Annotated in this window: 10 protein-coding genes and 4 pseudogenes; 10 read left to right on the top strand and 4 right to left on the bottom strand. The window is 67.5% G+C overall.

Annotated features, from left to right (window positions below):
- Positions 1 to 34: 34 nt before the first annotated feature.
- Positions 35 to 1,966 carry a DUF222 domain-containing protein gene (locus tag ACPEE0_RS18700; protein WP_424575040.1) on the bottom strand — a complete coding sequence of 644 codons (1,932 nt, stop codon included), beginning with the start codon at positions 1,964 to 1,966 and terminating at the stop codon, positions 35 to 37.
- 235 nt (positions 1,967 to 2,201) lie between these two features.
- Here ACPEE0_RS18700 and ACPEE0_RS18695 point away from each other — a divergent pair, with 235 nt between their 5' ends.
- Both ACPEE0_RS18695 and ACPEE0_RS18690 read left to right on the top strand, forming a co-directional pair.
- On the top strand, positions 2,202 to 2,768 hold the full coding sequence (locus ACPEE0_RS18695; RefSeq protein ID WP_009357788.1) for a type 1 glutamine amidotransferase domain-containing protein: 567 nt from the start codon (positions 2,202 to 2,204) through the stop codon (positions 2,766 to 2,768).
- Positions 2,769 to 2,895: 127 nt separating this feature from the next.
- Positions 2,896 to 4,374, top strand: a complete 1,479-nt coding sequence (locus ACPEE0_RS18690) for a DHA2 family efflux MFS transporter permease subunit (RefSeq protein WP_424575039.1) — start codon at positions 2,896 to 2,898, stop codon at positions 4,372 to 4,374.
- 108 nt (positions 4,375 to 4,482) lie between these two features.
- On the opposite strand, the gene ACPEE0_RS18685 is transcribed toward ACPEE0_RS18690, so the two are convergent.
- Positions 4,483 to 5,319: an alpha/beta fold hydrolase gene (locus ACPEE0_RS18685; RefSeq protein WP_009357790.1), complete on the bottom strand. Its 837-nt coding sequence runs from the start codon at positions 5,317 to 5,319 to the stop codon at positions 4,483 to 4,485.
- 56 nt (positions 5,320 to 5,375) lie between these two features.
- Positions 5,376 to 6,041: a TetR/AcrR family transcriptional regulator gene (locus tag ACPEE0_RS18680; RefSeq protein ID WP_424575038.1), complete on the bottom strand. Its 666-nt coding sequence runs from the start codon at positions 6,039 to 6,041 to the stop codon at positions 5,376 to 5,378.
- Between the two features lie 227 nt (positions 6,042 to 6,268).
- Between ACPEE0_RS18680 and ACPEE0_RS18675 the strand changes: the two are divergent.
- The 5 genes and pseudogenes from ACPEE0_RS18675 (at position 6,269) to atzF (ending at position 14,929) form a co-directional block, all read left to right on the top strand.
- A pseudogene (locus ACPEE0_RS18675) lies at positions 6,269 to 7,771 on the top strand (amino acid permease).
- Between the two features lie 44 nt (positions 7,772 to 7,815).
- Positions 7,816 to 8,691 (top strand): urea amidolyase associated protein UAAP1, encoded by an 876-nt coding sequence (locus tag ACPEE0_RS18670; protein ID WP_424575037.1) that lies wholly within the window; start codon positions 7,816 to 7,818, stop codon positions 8,689 to 8,691.
- Positions 8,688 to 9,383: an urea amidolyase associated protein UAAP2 gene (locus ACPEE0_RS18665; RefSeq protein ID WP_424575036.1), complete on the top strand. Its 696-nt coding sequence runs from the start codon at positions 8,688 to 8,690 to the stop codon at positions 9,381 to 9,383. The genes ACPEE0_RS18670 and ACPEE0_RS18665 overlap by 4 nt, the downstream gene beginning before the upstream one ends.
- 11 nt (positions 9,384 to 9,394) lie before the next feature.
- Positions 9,395 to 13,097 (top strand): annotated as a pseudogene (gene uca, locus ACPEE0_RS18660) (urea carboxylase).
- On the top strand, positions 13,094 to 14,929 hold the full coding sequence (gene atzF, locus ACPEE0_RS18655; protein WP_424575035.1) for an allophanate hydrolase: 1,836 nt from the start codon (positions 13,094 to 13,096) through the stop codon (positions 14,927 to 14,929). Before uca ends, atzF begins: the two are co-directional and overlap by 4 nt.
- A gap of 89 nt (positions 14,930 to 15,018) precedes the next feature.
- Here atzF and ACPEE0_RS18650 read toward each other — a convergent pair.
- Positions 15,019 to 15,872 (bottom strand): annotated as a pseudogene (locus ACPEE0_RS18650) (alpha/beta fold hydrolase).
- 48 nt (positions 15,873 to 15,920) lie between these two features.
- Between ACPEE0_RS18650 and lysS the strand changes: the two are divergent.
- The 3 genes and pseudogenes from lysS (at position 15,921) to ACPEE0_RS18635 (ending at position 18,141) form a co-directional block, all read left to right on the top strand.
- Positions 15,921 to 17,460: pseudogene (gene lysS / locus ACPEE0_RS18645) on the top strand (lysine--tRNA ligase).
- Between the two features lie 2 nt (positions 17,461 to 17,462).
- Positions 17,463 to 17,669 (top strand): hypothetical protein, encoded by a 207-nt coding sequence (locus ACPEE0_RS18640; protein ID WP_424575034.1) that lies wholly within the window; start codon positions 17,463 to 17,465, stop codon positions 17,667 to 17,669.
- Positions 17,670 to 17,805: 136 nt separating this feature from the next.
- Positions 17,806 to 18,141: a histone-like nucleoid-structuring protein Lsr2 gene (locus ACPEE0_RS18635; protein WP_009357797.1), complete on the top strand. Its 336-nt coding sequence runs from the start codon at positions 17,806 to 17,808 to the stop codon at positions 18,139 to 18,141.
- Positions 18,142 to 18,312 lie beyond the last annotated feature (171 nt).

Here is an 18,312-nt window from a genome sequence, read left to right as displayed (position 1 = left end):
TGGCTTCAGCCGTAGCTGGGTTCTTTGGGCGCGGTCAGGTGTGAAGCAAGGATGGGACGCCTGAAGCCCAATCGCTAAGGGTCCTGCCCCTGAGGGTTAGGTCCTTTTCTGGATCCGGTGGGAGGACGACGGGCATGGCGTAGAAGTCGTCCCAGACGGGGTCGTAGGGTGCGATGTCGTCGGCGTCGATGAGGGTGTCGTCTTCTGGTTCTTCCCAGGATGGCTCTTCACATGGGGGATCCAGCAGATGCGGCACAGTATTCATCTCCTTGAGCAGGACGTTGTCTGGCCAGATGGTTGGTTCCCGGTCGGGTTGTTCGGCGGGGTAGGTGCGGCCGGTGGGTGAGGTCCAGCCTGGTGGTTCGTTTTTTGTTGCTTGGCTGGGTGTCCAGCCGCTGTTGTGTTTGAGCCGGTGGTGTTTTGGGCAGAGTTGTGCCAGGTTGCTGATGCCGGTGGTGCCGCCGTGTTGCCAGGCTGTGAGGTGGTCGGCTTCGTTGTCGAGTGCGTTGTTGTTGCAGCTGGGGAAGGTGCATTTGCCGTCCCGAAGGGTGAGTGCTTGTCGCATGGCTTTGGTGAGCCGGTAGCTGGTGCGGCCGATTTCCAGCGGGGTGCTGTCGCGGGGGTCGATGAGGACGCGGGTGAAGGAGTTGGCTCCGTCGGTGAGGAGTTTGCGGGCCATCGACGCGGGGATGGGGCCGTAGCTGTCGAGGGTGGCCGGTTCATCAGTTAGGCCGAGCAGGGCGAACACGGGGACGGTGACGAGGACGTCGGTGCGGGGTGTGGGGACTTTCCCGGCTCCGGGGCTGGTTGCGTCAGGGAACGTGGTGGTGATGCTGGTTCCTGCCTGGCCGCTGGTGTTGGTGCTGGTTCCTGCTTGGCCGGCGCTGTTGTCCTGGGTGGCAGGGTTACTGGTTGCGTCGATGTGACTGTTGGTTCCGAGGTGAGTGTTGTCGGGGATGCCGAGCTCCGCTGCTGGTTCGTCTGACCCGACGAGCGTGGCGAGCCCGAGGAATTCATTGGTGATCTTTTCTTGGCTGCCTTCTGTGTCCCCGCCGTCTGCGAGGGTGCTGCTGCTGGGAGTGCTGCCGGCGATGGCGTCTGTGGCGGTGGTGATGGCTTGGGCGGGGGCGAGGAGGCGTCGGGCGACTTCATCGGCCCTGATCTGGGTGAGGGTTCGGGTTTCGTTGGGGCCCTGGAGGCCGCGGGCGATGGCTGTAGTTTTGTTCCAGGCCGCCAACGCGCAGTCTGCCTGCATATAGATCGCGAACCAGGCCATGCCGTCGCGGTCGGGGGTGAATTCGACCCGCCGGTCGGCTGCGGATTTGGTGTGGCGTTTTTCGATGGATTCGGGGTGGTGGCGTTCGCGCCAGGATCGGACCTTGGCACGCAGCCGGGACGGTACAAGGTTTGTGGCGGGGCAGCCGCGGGCCGGGTTCGGCGCGTCCGGGTCCAGGAAGTGGTCCGCGAGGGCCACGGCGGCGGGGTGGTCCAGGTTCTCGGTTTCGTCGGCGATGATCCTGGCGCCCTGCCAGGACGAGGACCCGGTGGACAGGGCCTCGTACACGGATGGGAGGGAGCAGACCTGCCGGGCCTGGGTGATGAACGCCCCTGCTGCTCCGGAGTTGATTGTCAGGACCCCGGCGATTTCTTCCAATGCTGATATTTCCGCATACGTGCGGTCCTGGGTGGAGGCGTCGGGTGCTGTCATGGCCTGCTGCAGGTCAAGGCACTGGGCAGCGTCCCTGGCCTTGAGTGCGGTGGTCTGTGCCTCAAGCTTGGATTCCAGGCCAAGCCGTTCCAACCGAAGCTCATACAGTCGGCCGAGAACATCAACCCCGGATCCGTCCGCATCTCCATTGCCATGCGGGGTCTTCAAGGCTGCTTCTTCAAGGAACAGCGCGTTGATGGCAGCTGTAGTGGCAAAAACGCCCTCCATCGGTGCCGCTACTACTGCGCTGTTTCCCATACCTAAATCATCGTGGGAGGGTACGACATTCTTTCGGCTCCCGGCACAGGATCGAGGCCAAGCCAAGCCAAACCGGCCGGCCGCCGTCGCAATACCCTTAATCCCAGCCGAGGGGATAGTCAGCTTGCTTATTACTTTCAGGATTCCTAGGCTGGTAGGTGTCAGGCAATCAACTCTCGCGGCGGAACTTGGCGCGCCAAAAGCGGGCCGGGGCCGCCTCAGATGAGGAGGAACAATGTCAGAACACAACATCGCAGGCAAGAAGGTTGCATTCCTGCTGACGGACGGCGTGGAGCAGGTTGAACTTACCAGCCCCTGGCAGGCCGTGAAGGACGCCGGCGGACTGCCCACGCTCGTGGCCCTCAAGAGCGGCAAGCTGCAGGGCTTCAAGGGCACGGAAAAGGGCGACACCTTTGACGTCGACCTCACTGTTGCCGAGGCCAACGCATCAGACTTCGACGCACTGGTCCTGCCGGGCGGCGTGGTCAACGCGGACCACCTCCGCGTTGACAAGGATGCGCAGAGCTTCACCCGCAGCTTCTTTGAGCAGCACAAGCCCGTCGCCTCCATCTGCCACGGGCCGTGGATGCTCATCGACGCCGGCGTGGTGCGCGGGCGGAACGTCACGTCCTACCACACGCTGGAAACAGACCTGAAGAACGCCGGGGCCAACTGGACGGACCAGGAAGTGGTGGTTGACCAGGGCCTGGTGACGAGCCGCAACCCTGACGACCTTCCGGCATTCAACAGCAAGCTGGTGGAGGAAATCTCCGAAGGCCAGCACGCAGGCCAGACAGCCTGACACCTTCTGTTCCCTCAGGGTTTGAAAAAAAGATCCGGTGCGGAGGAATTACTCCAGCCGGTAGAGTGTTGGCATCTGCAGCGGCCATGTTCGCGCACCACACTCATCACTCCCTGAGGGAACACTCATGTCTACCGAAGTCTCGCCGAACGCCAGCGGCCAGTCCGTCCAAGCAGAAGGAACGCAGCCCGCCGCGCCGGAGAAGATGTCCCGGGAGTCCGTGACCATCATCAGCACGCTGCTGGTGGCCACGTTCGTGGTCATCCTCAACGAGACCATCATGAACGTCGCACTCCAGCGGCTCATGGTGGACCTGCAGGTGGACGCCCCCACCGTCCAGTGGCTCTCCACCGGGTTCATGCTGACCATGGCAGTGGTCATCCCCACCACCGGCTTCATCCTCCAGAGCCTGTCCACCCGCAAGGTCTTCATGCTGGCCATGGGACTGTTCGCCGGCGGCACCGCCCTGGCGGCCGTGGCTCCCGGATTCGAGATCCTGCTGCTCGCCCGCATCATCCAGGCCGGCGGCACGGCGATCATGCTGCCGCTGCTGATGACCACCATCCTCACGCTGGTGCCGATGGCCAAGCGCGGCGCCGTGATGGGCAACGTCAGCATCGCCATCTCGGTGGCGCCCGCCATGGGGCCCACTGTTTCAGGCCTGATCCTGGAGCACTTCACCTGGCGCTTTATGTTCGTGTTCGTCCTGCCGGTGGCACTGGCCGCCCTGGCAATCGGCGCCAAATACCTCACCAACGTTGGTGAAGCTGAGCGGACCAAGCTGGACTTCCTCTCCGTCCTCCTGACGGTTCCCGCGTTCGGCGGACTGGTCTACGGCCTGAGCCAGATCGGCGGCGGCCACGGCGGGCAGGCCGGTCCGGGTGCGGGCGCCATCACGGCCCTCGTGATCGGTGTTGCCAGCCTGGCAGTCTTCGTCCTGCGGCAGCTGCGGCTGCAGAAGGCCGAGGCGCCGCTGCTGGACCTCAGGGCGTTCAACTTCCGGATGTTTACCGTCTCCGTGCTGCTGATGGTGGTGGCCATGATGGCGCTGTTCGGCGGCGTCATCCTGCTGCCGCTCTACCTGCAGGAAGTCCGTGGCCTGGGATCCCTGGAAACGGGCCTGGCACTACTGCCGGGCGGCCTGGCTATGGGCCTGCTGGGCCCGGTTATCGGCCGGCTCTTCGACAAGGTGGGCCCGCTGCCGCTCACGGTCACCGGCTCCATCCTGATGGTCGTTACCCTCTGGCAGTTTTCAATGCTCGACGCCGGCACGGCAGTATGGTGGATCGTCACCCTGCACGTGGGGCTGAGTTTCGGGCTGGCGCTGCTGTTCACTCCCGCGTTCACCACCGGCCTGAACCCGCTCCCGCCGCACCTGTACTCCCACGGGTCGGCGATCATGAGCACCACCCAGCAGGTGGCCGGCGCCGCCGGAACCGCCCTTCTGGTGTCCATCTTCGCGGTGGTGTCCGCGACGTCGGGCCTCGTCGCCGGGATGAGCGCCGCCTTCCTGACGGCAACCGTCATAGCCTTTGCCGCCGTCGTGCTTTCAGTGATGATGCGCAAGACGGAAGGCGCCACCGCAGGCCACGGCGCCGGGCACTGACGCGTCGGTGATGGAGCCTGTTGAGATCCCAGGAGGTTTCGACAGGCGGGTTTCGACAGGCTCAACCGCCGATGGGCCGGCGTAGAACTCCGCTGGCCCAACCGCCGATCAGCCGGCGTAGAACTCGGCCAGTTCCTTGATGAGGACGTCCGGGGCCTTGATGGCGCCGTCATGCCCGAAGCCGGGAAGAATGGTGTAGCTGGACCCGGAGAGGACGTCGTGGATCTGGCCGCACGCCACCCCGAAGTAGGCCGGGCTCTTCTCGCCCACCACGATCAGGGTCTCCAGCGGAAGTGCGAGGAACGGCTCGGCCGGCATGTCCGCCGCGATAATTGCCTTGATTTCCCGGACGCCGGTGCGCATCAGTTCGCGCTGCTGCTTGCCTTCGGACGTGCCGGCGGTCAGCTTGTTGGCGAGGGTCAGCATGGACAGCGGCATCCGGGACGAGAACGGTCCGCCTTCTTCGAGCCCGCGCTGGATCACGGCGAGGGCCCGGTCGTCATCACCGGCGGCAGCCGCGGACTCGTACTCGGCGATCCACTCCGCCTTGACGGAGTGGTTGACGGAGACGGCGGGGTCGTACACGGCGAGCCGCTCCACCGGCAAGGTCCGCGCCGCGTGCAGGGCCACGGCGCCGCCGAAGCTGTGGCCGAAGACATCCGTGCTGGACGTGTGTTTCATGACGGTGTCCAGGTCGCGGATGTCCACATCCAGCGTGTAGTCCTCCGGCTGCGGCGACGACGATCCCCGGCCGCGGCGGTTGAACGTGTGCACCGGGCGGCCCAGGGCTGCGCTGAGCTTCTGGGCGAACTTGGTGTAGTCGGCCGCGGTCACCATGGAGGGCGGGATGACCACCACGCCCGAACCGGCGGAAGCCAGTTCGGCGCCGGTGGAGAAGAGCTCCAGAGTGCCGCCGTCGGGGGTCCTGATGTTCTCACGCGTCATGGTCCGAGCCTAGCCGAGCAAGCTGGGCGTCAGCATCACGGACACCCGGGCGGAAATCAGGAGAACCGGGCGATGAGGGCTGCGCTTTCGGCCCGGATGGCCGGCAGTTCCGGGCCCCGTCCGCAGAGGATAAGGCCCGCATCCGCGGCCTGCAGCGGGGAATCACCCGTTACCAGGCCGTCCGCGCGGAGGCTGATCAGCGACTCAACCAGCCGGAAGGTGACATCCCCGCCGCCGGCTTCCTGCATGCCGGTTTCGCCCGCAGCGGAGCCGCCCAGCCGCCGGTACAGTCCGCGCAGCTCCTGCCGGTCGGCAAGGAACCGGGCAAAGCGCTCATTCCGGACCTCGGGCAGGTGGTACAGGATCCCCAGGTTCCAGCGGGCGCTGCAAAGCTGGGTGCCGTCATAGAGGGCGACGGCGTGAAGCCGGCTTCCAGGGGCCGCCTCGCCTTCCGCGCCGGCAGCGACAGCCCGGGCGAACGCCAGCCCGCCGGACACGGTGCCGTCCAGGAGGTCCTCGAGGATGTCGTCCTTGGTTTTGAAGTGGTGGTACAGCGATGACTGCCGGATGCCCACGGCGTCCGCAATGGACCGGGTGGAGGTGCTGGCGTAGCCCTGCGTGGTGAAGAGCTCGGCTGCGGCGTCCAGGATTTCATCCCTGGCTGTGGCTCCCGGACGGGAGGGCTGTTGGTGGCGGGGGCGTCCCGGGCCGGCTGAAGTCACCGCATCATTCTTGCATTACCGCCGGGGCCGGTTTGGCCCGGACAGGATGGTGAGGGGCCGGAAATACAACGGAAACAAGATGTCTATCCGCCTTTTACAGAAGTGAAACTGTTTGGGGACATGGCGCTGGAAAACTATCAAGTGACCGGTAATCAGCAGCCATCGGCCGAGAGCTGCGCTGCCGGGAGGCTTTATTCCCCCCCGCCGTTCCAGCCCCGGAGATTCTGATGACATCAACTGTTCTCCCCACCGTCCACCAGGACGATGCGGACCTGACGTCCCTTGGCTACCAGCCCACCCTCCACCGGAAACTCGGCCGCTACGCTTCCTTCGCCGCCGGCTTTTCGTTCGTCTCCATCCTCACCACCATCTTCCAGCTGTTCGCGTTCGGCTACTCCTTCGCCGGACCGGCGTTCTTCTGGACCTGGCCGGTGGTGCTGGTCGGGCAGCTCCTGGTTGCCCTGAACTTCGCCGAACTCGCGGCCCGCTACCCGCTGTCCGGTGCCGTCTACCAGTGGGCCCGGCGCGTGGGGGAGAGGGCGTGGGCTGGTTCGCCGGCTGGTTCATGGCCATCGCGCAGGTGGTCACCGCCGCGGCAGCCGCCATCGCCTTGCAGGTGGTGTTGCCCCAGTTGTGGGACGGATTCCAGGTGGTGGGCGGGGACCCGGCGCTGAACACCGTCACCGGTGCCGCCAACGCGGTGATCCTCGGGGCCGTGCTCCTGGTGGCCACCACCGTCATCAACTCGCTGGGCGTAAAGCTCATGGCCCACGTGAACTCGGTGGGCGTCACCTGCGAGATCGTGGGCGTCATTGCCGTGATCCTTGCGCTCATCACCGCCGCGCAGCGGGGTCCGGACGTGGTGGCAGACTCCACCGTCCTGCAGACCTCCGAGCTGGGGGCAGTGGGCGCCTTCCTGGTCTCGGGCCTGATGGCCGCCTACGTCATGGTGGGCTTCAACTCCGCAGGTGAGCTGTCCGAAGAGACCAAGGACCCCCGCCGTACCGCACCCCGCACCATCCTCTCCGCCCTCCTCATCTCCGGCATCGGCGGCGCACTCATGATCATCACCGCCCTGATGGCCGCACCCAGCCTCGACGACGGCCGCCTCGCCACCGAGGGCCTGCCCTACGTCCTCACCGCGGTGCTGGGCACCTTCTGGGGCAAGGTGCTGCTGGTGGACGTCGCCATCGCCATCTTCGTCTGCACCCTCGCCATCCAGACCGCCGGCTCCCGGCTGGTGTTCTCGATGGCCCGGGACGGCAAGCTCCCCCGCCTCCGCGCTGCTGTCCTCCGTCCACCCGACACGCGGGACCCCGATGTGGCCCTCGATCGTGATCGGCGCCCTGGCAGTAGGCGTGCTGGCCATCAACGTGGGCAACGCCGCCCTGTTCACCACCCTGTGCAGCGTCTGCATCGTCATGGTCTACCTCGCCTACCTCCTGGTCACCGTGCCGCAGCTGGCCAACCGCCTCCGCGGCGACTGGAACCGCGTGGGCCAGACGATGCCGGAAGGCCTCTTCTCCCTGGGCCGCTGGGGGTTGCCGGTCAACATCCTCGCCGTGCTCTACGGGGCCGTCATGGTGGTCAACCTCGCCTGGCCGCGGCCCGAGGTCTACGACCCCAGCGGCGAGAACGGCATCCTCCTCTACTCGGCGCCCCTGATGGTGACGGCAGTCCTGCTGGTGGGCCTGTGGGTCCGCCGCCGGAACCTGGCTGCCAGCGCCTGACGCACCGGACCAATCCTTCGCTTTCGAAACAACACAGGACTGACATGACCCAGACGATCGAAACCAACGCCACCGGTACGGCCACCACCGCCGGTGCCCGCGCCCACGCCAGGGAGCAGCACGGCAGGACCGCGGAGACCATGCGCTTCGTGCCAGCCGCTTCCGCCCCCGCACGCCTGACGGACGGACTGCCCGACGGCGTCCGCCCCACCTGGGCGGAGTCCCTCGCCTTCGGCCGGTACACCACCATGACCCTCGCCCGCGGCACCAGGATCCGGCTCGCCGACACCGCCGGTGACACCTGCGTGCACGCCCTGCTGTACCGCGCCGGTGCCCTGCACGAGCGGCTCAACGTTGCGGACACCGTCAAGGTCCCGTGGCAGGCCTACCCCGGCGCGGGCCACCCCTTGCTGTCGGACGCAGGCCGGCTGATGGCAACCATCGTCGCCGATACGTCCAACCGCCACGACGCCCTCACCGGTGCCACCACCCTGGCCGGTAACACGGCGAAGTACGGCGCCGGTACGGCGCACAGCCCCTCCCCGGCAGCCCGCGAATTGCTCACCCTCGGCGCACTGAAGTGCGGGCTGGGTCCCAGGGACGTGGCGCCGTCGCTGTCTTTCTTCAAGGGCATCAACGTCGACCCGGCCGGCACCATCACCTTCACCGGAAGCGCCGGCCCGGGAGCCGGCGTCGAACTCCTGCTCCAGATGGACGCCGTGCCGGTGCTGGCCAACACCGCCCACCCGCTGGACCCCCGCCCGGAATTCACCGGAACCGCCGTGGACATCACCGCCTGGCATGCACCGGAGGACCTGGTCGCACTCGAAGCCGGCAGCCTGGCCGGACCGCTGGCCCCCGAGCACCTGCAGGCGCTCCGCAATACCGAACACGACCTGACCGCGAGGAACGCCCGATGAACACCGCCACTTTCACCAAATTCCCTGCGGACACCACGTCCGTCCCGGCCGCAGGCGAAACCGCCCTGGCGGCAGGCCAGGTGATCCTGGACGAATTCGTGGAAGCCCGCGGCCCCTGGTCCGCCGTGGTGGCAGCCGGCGACGTGCTGACCATCGTGGACCTGGAAGGAAACCAGGCCGTTGACTGCCTCCTCTATTCGGCCGCCGATACTTCCGTCCGCTATTCCGCCGCTGCCACCATCGCCGCGCAGCAGTCGATCGTCCTCACCACCGGGTCCGTGCTCCGGGCGGACACCGGCGCCCCGCTGATGACCGTAGTGGCGGACGAGGTGGGCGTGCATGACACCATCGGCGGCGCCTGCTCCCAGGAGTCCAACACCCTCCGCTACGGCCAGCACACCCGCGAACAGCACGCCTGCGTGGAGAACTTCCTGATCGAAGGCTCCCGCTGGGGCCTGGGCAAGCGGGACCTGGTGTCCAACATCAACTGGTTCATGAACGTCCCCGTGGACCCGGACGGTGCGCTGGGCATCGTTGACGGCCTCTCTGCCCCCGGCAAACGGGTGGCCCTGCGCGCCGAGGCGGACACCCTGGTCCTCGTCTCCAACTGCCCGCAGGTCAACAACCCCTGCAACGGCTTCAACCCCACCCCAGTCCGCATGATCGTCACCCGGCCGGAGGCAGCGCTGTGAGCACCACAAACCTGAGCACTTTCGACACCCTGCTGATCGCAAACCGCGGTGAAATCGCCTGCCGCATCATCGACTCCGCCCGGAAGCTCGGGCTGCGCACGGTGGCCGTCTTCTCCGAAGCGGACCGCGGCGCCCGCCACGTCCGCCTGGCTGACGAGGCAGTGCTCCTGGGCCCGGCACCCGCGAAGGAGTCCTACCTGAAGGTTGACGCCCTGCTGGCCGCCGCCGCGTCCACGGGCGCCGGCGCCATCCACCCCGGGTACGGCTTCCTGTCCGAGGACGCTGCCTTCGCCGAGGCCGTGGAAGCGGCGGGGCTGGTCTTCGTCGGCCCCACCGCTGAACAGCTGCGCATCTTCGGCACCAAGCACACAGCGCGCGACGCCGCCCGCGCGGCCGGGGTGCCGATGATCGCCGGTTCCGGGCTGCTTGAGGACGTGGACGCCGCCGTCGCGGCCAGCCAGGCGATCGGGTTCCCGCTGATGCTGAAGGCCACCGGCGGTGGCGGCGGGATCGGCATGACCGTCTGCCGCACCGAGGCCGAACTGGTGGATAGCTTTCCGCGCGTAGCCCGCCTGGCCGGCGCCAGCTTCGGCACGGCCGGCGTTTTTGCCGAACGGTATGTCGAGAACGCCCGGCACATCGAGGTCCAGGTCTTCGGCGACGGCGAGGGGCGGGTGGTGAGCCTGGGCGACCGGGACTGCTCGCTGCAGCGCCGCCACCAGAAAGTGCTCGAGGAGGCACCGGCCCCGGACCTGCCGGACAGCCTGCGGGAAGAACTGCACCGCACCTCCCGCGCCCTCTGCGCCTCCCTTAACTACCGCTCCGCCGGCACCGTGGAGTTCGTCTACGACTCCGCCCGCCAGGAGGCGTCCTTCCTCGAGGTCAACGCCCGCCTCCAAGTGGAGCACCCCGTCACCGAGGCCGTTACCGGGGTGGACCTGGTGGAATGGATGCTCCGGCTGGCGCAGGGCGGCGGGGAAGCGAAGAGCGTCCTTGCCGGCCTTCCGGACGGCCTGCCCGTTTCGGGCAGCGCCGTGGAGGCCCGCGTCTACGCCGAAGACCCGGCGCGCAATTTCCAGCCCAGTGCCGGGACTGTCACGAACGCTGTATTTCCCGCCACGGATGGTGTCCGGGTGGACGCCTGGGTGGAGACGGGCACCGAAGTGTCCACCAACTACGATCCCCTCCTGGGCAAGATCATCACCTCCGGCCCGAACCGGGCCGAGGCCTTCGACCGGCTGGCAGCCGCGCTCGCCGGCACCCGGATCGACGGGATCGAGACCAACCTGGGGATGCTCCGCGCGGCCACCGGCCTGGAGGTGGTCCGCAGCGTGCTGCACTCCACCAGCACGCTGGACAAGGTGGGGACCCCGAACCCCGCATCACCGTGGGCCGCCCCGGCCTCCAGACCAGCGTCCAGGACTGGCCGGGAAGGACCGGCCTGTGGCAGATCGGTGTGCCGCCGAGCGGGCCCATGGATGACTTGTCCTTCCGGCTCGGCAACATCGCCCTGGGCAATCCCGAAGGCGCCCCGGGGCTGGAGTTCACCATGACCGGGCCCTCCCTGACCTTCACGCACGCCACCACTGTCTGCGTCACCGGCGCGGAAGTAACGGTCACCGTCGACGGGAAAAAGGTGCCCGCGTGGACGCCGGTGACGGTCCCCGCGGGCGGAACGCTCGACGCCGGCACGGCCTCCGGCGCCGGGCTTCGCGGCTACGTCCTGTTCCAGGGCGGCCTGGACATCCCGCAGTACCTGGGCAGCGCCTCCACATTCACCCTGGGCCAGTTCGGCGGCCATGCCGGGCGCGTGCTGCGTGCCGGAGACGTTCTCCGCGCAGCAGCACCGTCCGCTGGGGGCGGCAGCGACACAATGGCGACGGCGGCAGTTCCCCTGGACAGCCGTCCCGCCCTGGCCTCAAGTTGGGAACTTGCCGTGACGGAAGGGCCGCACGGCGCGCCGGAGTTCTTCCGGCGCGAGGACATCGACGAGCTCTATGCGTCCGAGTACGAGGTCCACTTCAACTCCGCCCGCACCGGCGTGCGGCTCATCGGCCCCAAGCCGCGCTGGGCACGTACCGACGGTGGCGAGGCCGGCCTGCACCCGTCCAACATCCACGACACCGCCTATTCAGTTGGCGCGCTGGATTTCACGGGTGACACCCCCATCCTGCTCGGCCCGGACGGGCCCAGCCTGGGCGGGTTCGTCTGCCCGGTCACCGTGGTGACGGCCGACCGCTGGAAGCTCGGCCAGCTCCGGCCGGGCGACAAGGTACGGTTCGTTCCCGTCCGTGTCAGCCAGGCACCGTCGGCCAGGGACCTGGGACCCGGCCGGCAGCTGCTGCTTCCGGGCAGCGACGGGTGGCAGGCTGGCCTGCCGGCGGAAAGGGACGGCGACGACGGCGTACTGGGCCGGGTGCCGGAAGGTTCCGGCCGCCCTGCAGTCACGTACCGCCGCTCCGGCGACGACAACCTGCTGGTGGAGTACGGAGACATGGTGCTGGACCTGGGCCTCCGGGCGAGGGTCCATGCCCTGCACCAGCACATCGAACAGCTCCGGGTGCCCGGAATCGTGGACCTTACGCCGGGAATCCGTTCCCTGCAGATCAAGGTGGACCCCTCGGTCCTGCCCACCAGGAAGCTGCTGGGAATGGTCCAGGAGATCGAGGCTGCACTGCCCGCAAGCTCCGAGCTGGTGGTCCCCAGCCGCACCGTCCGGCTGCCACTGTCCTGGGACGACCCCGCCACCCGGGAAGCCATTGAACGCTACATGGCAGGTGTCCGGGACGACGCCCCCTGGTGCCCTGGAATATCGAGTTCATCCGCCGCATCAACGGCCTGGACTCCGTCAACGAGGTCTTCGACACCGTCTTCAACGCGGAGTACCTGGTCCTGGGACTGGGCGACGTCTACCTCGGCGCGCCGGTGGCCACGCCGCTGGACCCGCGGCACCGGCTGGTCACCACCAAGTACAACCCGGCCCGCACCTGGACGCCGGAGAATGCGGTGGGCATCGGCGGCGCGTACATGTGCATCTACGGCATGGAGGGCCCCGGCGGCTACCAGTTCGTTGGCCGCACCACCCAGGTGTGGTCCCGCTACGCGGACTCCGCGCCGTTCGAGCCAGGCTCACCGTGGCTGCTCCGCTTCTTCGACCGGATCTCCTGGTACCCGGTCAGCCCGGAGGAACTGCTGGACCTGCGGGCGGACATGGCCGCCGGAAGGGGCCGCGGCGTCGAGATCGAGGACGGCAGGTTCTCCCTGGCCGACCACGAACTGTTCCTCGAGGAGAACCGGGAGTCCATCACGGCATTCCGCGAGAAGCAGGGGGCGGCCTTCGCCGTGGAGCGCCAGGCCTGGGCCGACGCCGGCGAGTTTGACCGTGCGGAGGCGCTCGCCGCCGTCGTGGCCCCCGCTGCGGACGAGGTAGTGGTTCCGGAGGGAGGGTCCCTCGTCTCGGCACCCTTCGCCGCCAGCGTCTGGAAGGTGGACGTGGCGGAAGGCGATCTCGTGGTGAAAGGCCAGCCACTGGTGTCCCTTGAGGCCATGAAGATGGAAACAGTGCTGGAAGCCCCGTCCGACGGCGTGGTGCTCCGCGTCCTGCCGGCCGCGGGTTCGCAGGTGGTGGCGGGCGAGGCAGTGGTTGTCCTCGGCGGCTCGGACCTCGAGCCCGTTGGCATGGAATCCCCGGAACTGGAAGAGGCAGCAGTATGAGCACCCCAGCCGCAGGCGCCGCCACGGCCCGGGTCCGTGCAGCCCTGGCTGCCATCGAAACAATCGACCGGCCCGAAATCTGGATCACGCTGCGCGGCTGTGAGGAGCTCCTTGCCGAAGCCGCCGCCATCGATACGGCAGTTGCCGGCGGTGCGCACCTGCCGCTGGCGGGGCTCCTGCTGGCAGTCAAGAACAACGTGGACGTGGCAGGCATTCCCACGACGGCGGCGTGCCCCGGCTTCGCGTACACCCCAGACAAGGATGCTGGGGCGGTGGCCCGGCTGCGTGCTGCCGGCGCCCTGGTCCTGGGTGCCACCAACCTGGACCAGTTCGCCACCGGGCTGGTGGGCACGCGCAGCCCCTATGGGGCCGTCCGCGACTCCCGCCGCCCCGGCTTCATCTCCGGCGGGTCCAGTTCCGGCTCCGCCGTGGCCGTGGCGCTGGGACTGGCGGACATCGCCATCGGGACGGACACGGCAGGCTCGGGCCGGGTGCCGGCAGGACTGCAGGGGATCGTGGGGATCAAGCCCACCCTTCACGTCGTATCCACCGCCGGCGTGGTTCCTGCCTGCCGGTCCTGGGATGCCGTCACCATCTTCGCCCGGCACCTTGCCACGGCGGAACTGGCCATGGGTGTCATGGCAGGCAATGCCCGTGAATGGCCGGCGGATGTCCGGCTGGCGGCACCGGCACGGCCGCGGGTCGCCTACCCGGCAAGCCTGCCGGCCCTGCCGGAGGCCTGGGCCGCGGAGTTCCACCGGAACATCCAGCGGCTCCAGGGCCTGGGCGTGGACGCCGAACCAATTGAGTTCGACGCCTTCCTCGACGCTGCCCGGCTGCTGTACGACGGCGCGCTGGTGGCCGAGCGCTACGCCGCTGTCGGGGACTTCCTGGCGGAGTGCGACGGCGGCGCGGGCCTCGATCCCACCGTGGCGCGCATCATCCGGGCTGCCGGGAAAGTGCCCGCACACCGCTATGTCGCGGACACTGCAAGGTTGGAGGAGCTGAAGCACACGGCCATGGAGCGGCTGCACGGCTTTGACGCCCTGCTGGTCCCCACCGCCCCGTTCCACCCGACGCTGGCCGACGTCGCTGCCGATCCAGTGGGCGTGAACTCCCGCATGGGCACCTACACGAACTTCTGCAACCTCTTCGACCTGTGCGCCGTGGCCGTTCCGGCCGGGGAAGTGGACGGCGCGCAGTTCGGCATGACAGTGGTGGCCCGGACCTTCGACGATGCGGTGGCCGCGGATATTGCCCGCCTGCTGGAGGTTACCCCTGGGGTGCCCGCCCTCTTCGCCGCGGGAGCGTCGCCGTCGGCCGGGCAGCCTGCCGGGGTGCCGGCGTCGTCCGCTCCCTGGCCGGTGGCGGCAGGTGCGGCAGCTGTGCCGCTGGTGGTGGTGGGCGCGCACCGCAAGGGGCAGCCGCTGGCGCACCAGTTGGAGGAACTCGGCGCCGCCTGGGACGGGACCGTCCGGACTGCCGCCCGCTACCGCATGGTGTCGCTGGACACGGTGCCGCCCAAGCCGGGGGTGTACAGGTCCGACGACGGCGCGGAGCTGGTGGGGGAGCGCTGGCTGCTGCCGCCTGCCGCGCTGGGTTCGTTCCTGGCGTCCCTGCCCGAGCCCATGCTGCTGGGGTCCATGCTGCTGGCGGACGGCACTTCCGCCGTCGGCTTCGCCTGCGACGCCGTGGCCGCGGCCGGCGGGGAGGACATCACGGCCTGGGGTGACTGGCTGGCGGACCGCAGCGGCGGGCGGAAGGAAAGGAGCCTCTGGCAGGATCTCGGCGACGCCGCCCTGGCCGGATTTACCCGGGGCGAACGCACCTGATCCCCACCCCCATCGGGTTTTTGTCCACGTATGGCGACTTCAGGGCGCGCTTCAGCCCGCCATATGTGGACAAAAACTCGGGTTTCCGGTCAGCCTTTGAAGTACTCCGAGATGTCCGTCACGAGTTCGTTGACCGCCGCCGGGATCGAGCCGTGGAAGCCCTTGGGGGAGAGCTCGAACGTGCTGCCGGGGACGGCCGCGTGCAGCCGTTCCGCCGTGACCTTGTAGTAGCCGGGACTCTTGCCGCCGGCCATGAAATGGGTATTGGGAGGCAGCACGCTGAAGTCCCTGGCATGGTCGGCCTCCTTGTACGCGGCCCGCAGTTCGCCGACGCCGCTGGGCATCACTTCACGGAACATCCTGTTGATCTTTGTCCGTGAGAGCAGCGCCATCAGCCCGGCAAGGACGGGTTCGGGGATGCGGGCCAGGGCCGACCCCGGGGACGTTGCTTTCTTCATGTGCGCCAGGGCGTGGCCCACCCTGCCGTTGTTGACCGCATCCTCAAACCCGTCCAGCCACTCGGTGTCGATGCTGCCGTCGATGTTCACGGCTGCGTCGTACACGGCGAGCTTGTCCGGAACATACGAGGTCCCGGTGAATTCCTGGACGGCGTTCAATGCCACGGAGCCGCCGAGGCTGTGGCCCAGGATGTTCCGGGCGCCGGTGGCGTCCATGACCGTGCGGACATCGGCGATCTCGGTGCCCATGCAGTAGTCGGCCGGCTGTTCTGTTGAGCGGCCGCGTCCCCGGCGGTCGTACACGTCCACGGCCCAGCCCTCGCCCAGGCCCTTGGCAAGGGCGATGGAGAACGGCCGGTAGATCAGGGCAGTCAGGAACGCCCCGCCGATCAGCAGCACCCGGCGTTCCCCGGGGCATCCACGGTGCCGTAGCTGTACAAGGCCAGGCGGCCGCCGTCGTGTGTTGGAAGGAACCGTTCTTTCACCCACCCCATCCTAGGCGGGAGCGGGCACGCGAAGTCCCGGTAAACTTGATGACTGTGACTTCCCAAAACACCCCCGCCCCCAAGAACGCCCCCGAGCCCCTCGATGCCAGCGAGCAGATGCGGATCCGCATGGAGAAGCGCGCCAAACTGATCGAGCGCGGCACGGAGGCCTACCCGGTGGGTGTGGAGCGGACGCACTCGCTCGCCGAAATCCGGGAAAAGTACCGCCCACCTCGAGGCGGACGACACCACCGGCGACATCGTTGGCGTCACCGGCCGCGTGGTGTTCATCCGCAACACCGGCAAGCTTTGCTTCGCGACCCTGCAGGAGGGCGGCACCGACGGCAAGGGAACCCGCCTCCAGGCAATGCTCAGCCTGGCCAACATCGGTGAAGAAGCGCTCGCCGACTGGAAGGCACTGGTTGACCTCGGTGACCACGTCTTCATCAAGGGCGAGGTCATCTCCTCACGCCGCGGTGAGCTCTCCATCATGGCCGACTCCTGGTCCATGGCCTCCAAGGCGCTGCGCCCGCTGCCGGTGCTGCACGCCGAACTGAACGAGGAAACCCGCGTCCGGCAGCGCTACGTGGACCTGATGGTCCGCGACGAGGCCCGCGAAATGGTCTACACTCGTGCCGCCATTACCCGCTCCATCCGCGAGACGCTCTTCCGCCACCGCTACGTGGAGGTTGAAACCCCCATCCTGAACCTGGTCCACGGCGGGGCCCTGGCCCGCCCGTTCGAGACGCACATGAACGCGTTCGACCAGAAGATGACCCTGCGCATCGCCACGGAGCTGTACCTGAAGCGGGCCGTGGTGGGCGGAATCGACCGGGTCTACGACATGGGCCGCGTGTTCCGGAACGAGGGCGTGGACTCCACCCACAGCCCCGAGTTCACCACCCTTGAGTGCTACGAGGCGTGGGCTGACCAGTTCGTCATGGCGGAGCGCATCAAGGAGATCATCCTGGACGCCGCTGACGCCGTGGGCGCCGGCCGCACCATCCAGACCGAGGCCGGCGAGATCAACCTCGACGGCGAATGGGCCTGGCTCGCCGTGTACCCGGGGCTGTCCGACGCCGTCGGGCAGGAAATCACTCCGGACACCCCGCTTGAGGTGCTTCGCGAAGTGGCGGAAAAGCACGAGGTCAAGGTGGACCCCAAGTGGGACGCCGAAAAGCTGGCCGTGGAGCTCTTCGGCGAAATCGTGGAACCCACCCTGCTGAACCCCACGTTTGTCTACGACTACCCGCCCTCCGCCCAGCCGCTGGCACGCCCGCACCGCAAGGACGGCCGGCTCATCGAAGCCTGGGACCTGATCATCGGCGGCATGGAGCGCGGCACGGCCTTCTCCGAACTGATCGACCCCGTCATCCAGCGCGAACGGCTCACGGAGCAGTCCCGCCACGCCGCGGCCGGCGACGACGAGGCCATGCAGCTGGACGAGGACTTCCTGCGGGCACTGGAATACGGCGCACCGCCCATGGGCGGCATCGGGCTGGGCATCGACCGCCTGGTGATGCTGTTCACCGGCGCCGGAATCCGGGAGACCATCCTCTTCCCGCTGCTGAAGCCCGAAGGGCACTAGGCATGGAAGATGTAGCAGTCCTGCTTCCCTCCATAGTGGTGGGCCTCCTTTTCTGGTTTGCCATGAAGGCGATTTTCAATGCCGACAAATCGGAACGGCAGGCAGAAGCCCGCGCCCAGGCCGAGGCCGACGCGCGGGCGGCACAGTCCGCCGAACGCAGGCAGGCCGACGAACCGCCGTCCGGCCAGCCGGGCCCCGAAGCCAAATAAAAATCCCCTAATCTTCTGCGGTTATCCCCAAGGAACCATTAGGCGCTTTGACGCGTTGCCATAAAGAGAGTCATACTTTTTAGGGAAACATCCTGCTTTTCTGAAAAAACCACCCTTTCCAAGAGGAAGACGTTAAATGGCACAGAAAGTAAACATCATCCTCGTTGATGATCTGGATGGGGGATCCGCAGACGAGAATGTGAAGTTCGGCCTTGACGGGACGAACTACGAGATTGACCTTTCAGCGGCCAATGCCGCTGAACTCCGGTCTTCGCTGGAGCGCTTCATAGCCGCTGCACGGAAGGCCTCGGGAGGCCGCGCCGCCGCCCGCACGCCCAAGGCTCCGGCCGCAGGCCGCAGCAATGATTCAGCCCAGATTAGGCAGTGGGCCCGGGATAACGGGTACACCGTAAACAGCCGCGGCCGAATTCAGGCGGAAATCCAGGAAGCCTACCAAAAGGCAAATTCCTAGCAGCAGCCAGGACCTGGTTAAACCCCGCTTCCCGTCGCCGGGAAGCGGGGTTTTTTCGGTTTCCCGCACAAAATGTGCGGGAGCGGCACCGCCCTCGGGGGAATTTAGGCGCGGCCTGCAGAGGGATGCCTGCGGCACTTTTTTTATAAGCCCGGCGCCAGCTTCGCCATT

Origin of the sequence: Arthrobacter sp. SD76 (assembly GCF_049726125.1) — a bacterium.
Taxonomy (GTDB): Bacteria; Actinomycetota; Actinomycetes; order Actinomycetales; family Micrococcaceae; genus Arthrobacter; species Arthrobacter nitrophenolicus.
The sequence above is the reverse complement of the archived record's forward strand: the minus strand, read 5'-3'. Positions and strand labels throughout refer to the sequence as shown.

Excerpts from the sequence above, each read along its gene's own strand:
- ACPEE0_RS18685 (WP_009357790.1), bottom strand. The coding sequence starts at position 5,319 with ATGACGCGTGAGAACATCAGGACCCCCGACGGCGGCACTCTGGAGCTC.
- ACPEE0_RS18635 (WP_009357797.1), top strand. The coding sequence starts at position 17,806 with ATGGCACAGAAAGTAAACATCATCCTCGTTGATGATCTGGATGGGGGA.
- atzF (WP_424575035.1), top strand. The coding sequence starts at position 13,094 with ATGAGCACCCCAGCCGCAGGCGCCGCCACGGCCCGGGTCCGTGCAGCC.
- ACPEE0_RS18695 (WP_009357788.1), top strand. The coding sequence starts at position 2,202 with ATGTCAGAACACAACATCGCAGGCAAGAAGGTTGCATTCCTGCTGACG.
- ACPEE0_RS18640 (WP_424575034.1), top strand. The coding sequence starts at position 17,463 with ATGGAAGATGTAGCAGTCCTGCTTCCCTCCATAGTGGTGGGCCTCCTT.
- ACPEE0_RS18665 (WP_424575036.1), top strand. The coding sequence starts at position 8,688 with ATGAACACCGCCACTTTCACCAAATTCCCTGCGGACACCACGTCCGTC.
- ACPEE0_RS18670 (WP_424575037.1), top strand. The coding sequence starts at position 7,816 with ATGACCCAGACGATCGAAACCAACGCCACCGGTACGGCCACCACCGCC.
- ACPEE0_RS18690 (WP_424575039.1), top strand. The coding sequence starts at position 2,896 with ATGTCTACCGAAGTCTCGCCGAACGCCAGCGGCCAGTCCGTCCAAGCA.
- ACPEE0_RS18700 (WP_424575040.1), bottom strand. The coding sequence starts at position 1,966 with ATGGGAAACAGCGCAGTAGTAGCGGCACCGATGGAGGGCGTTTTTGCC.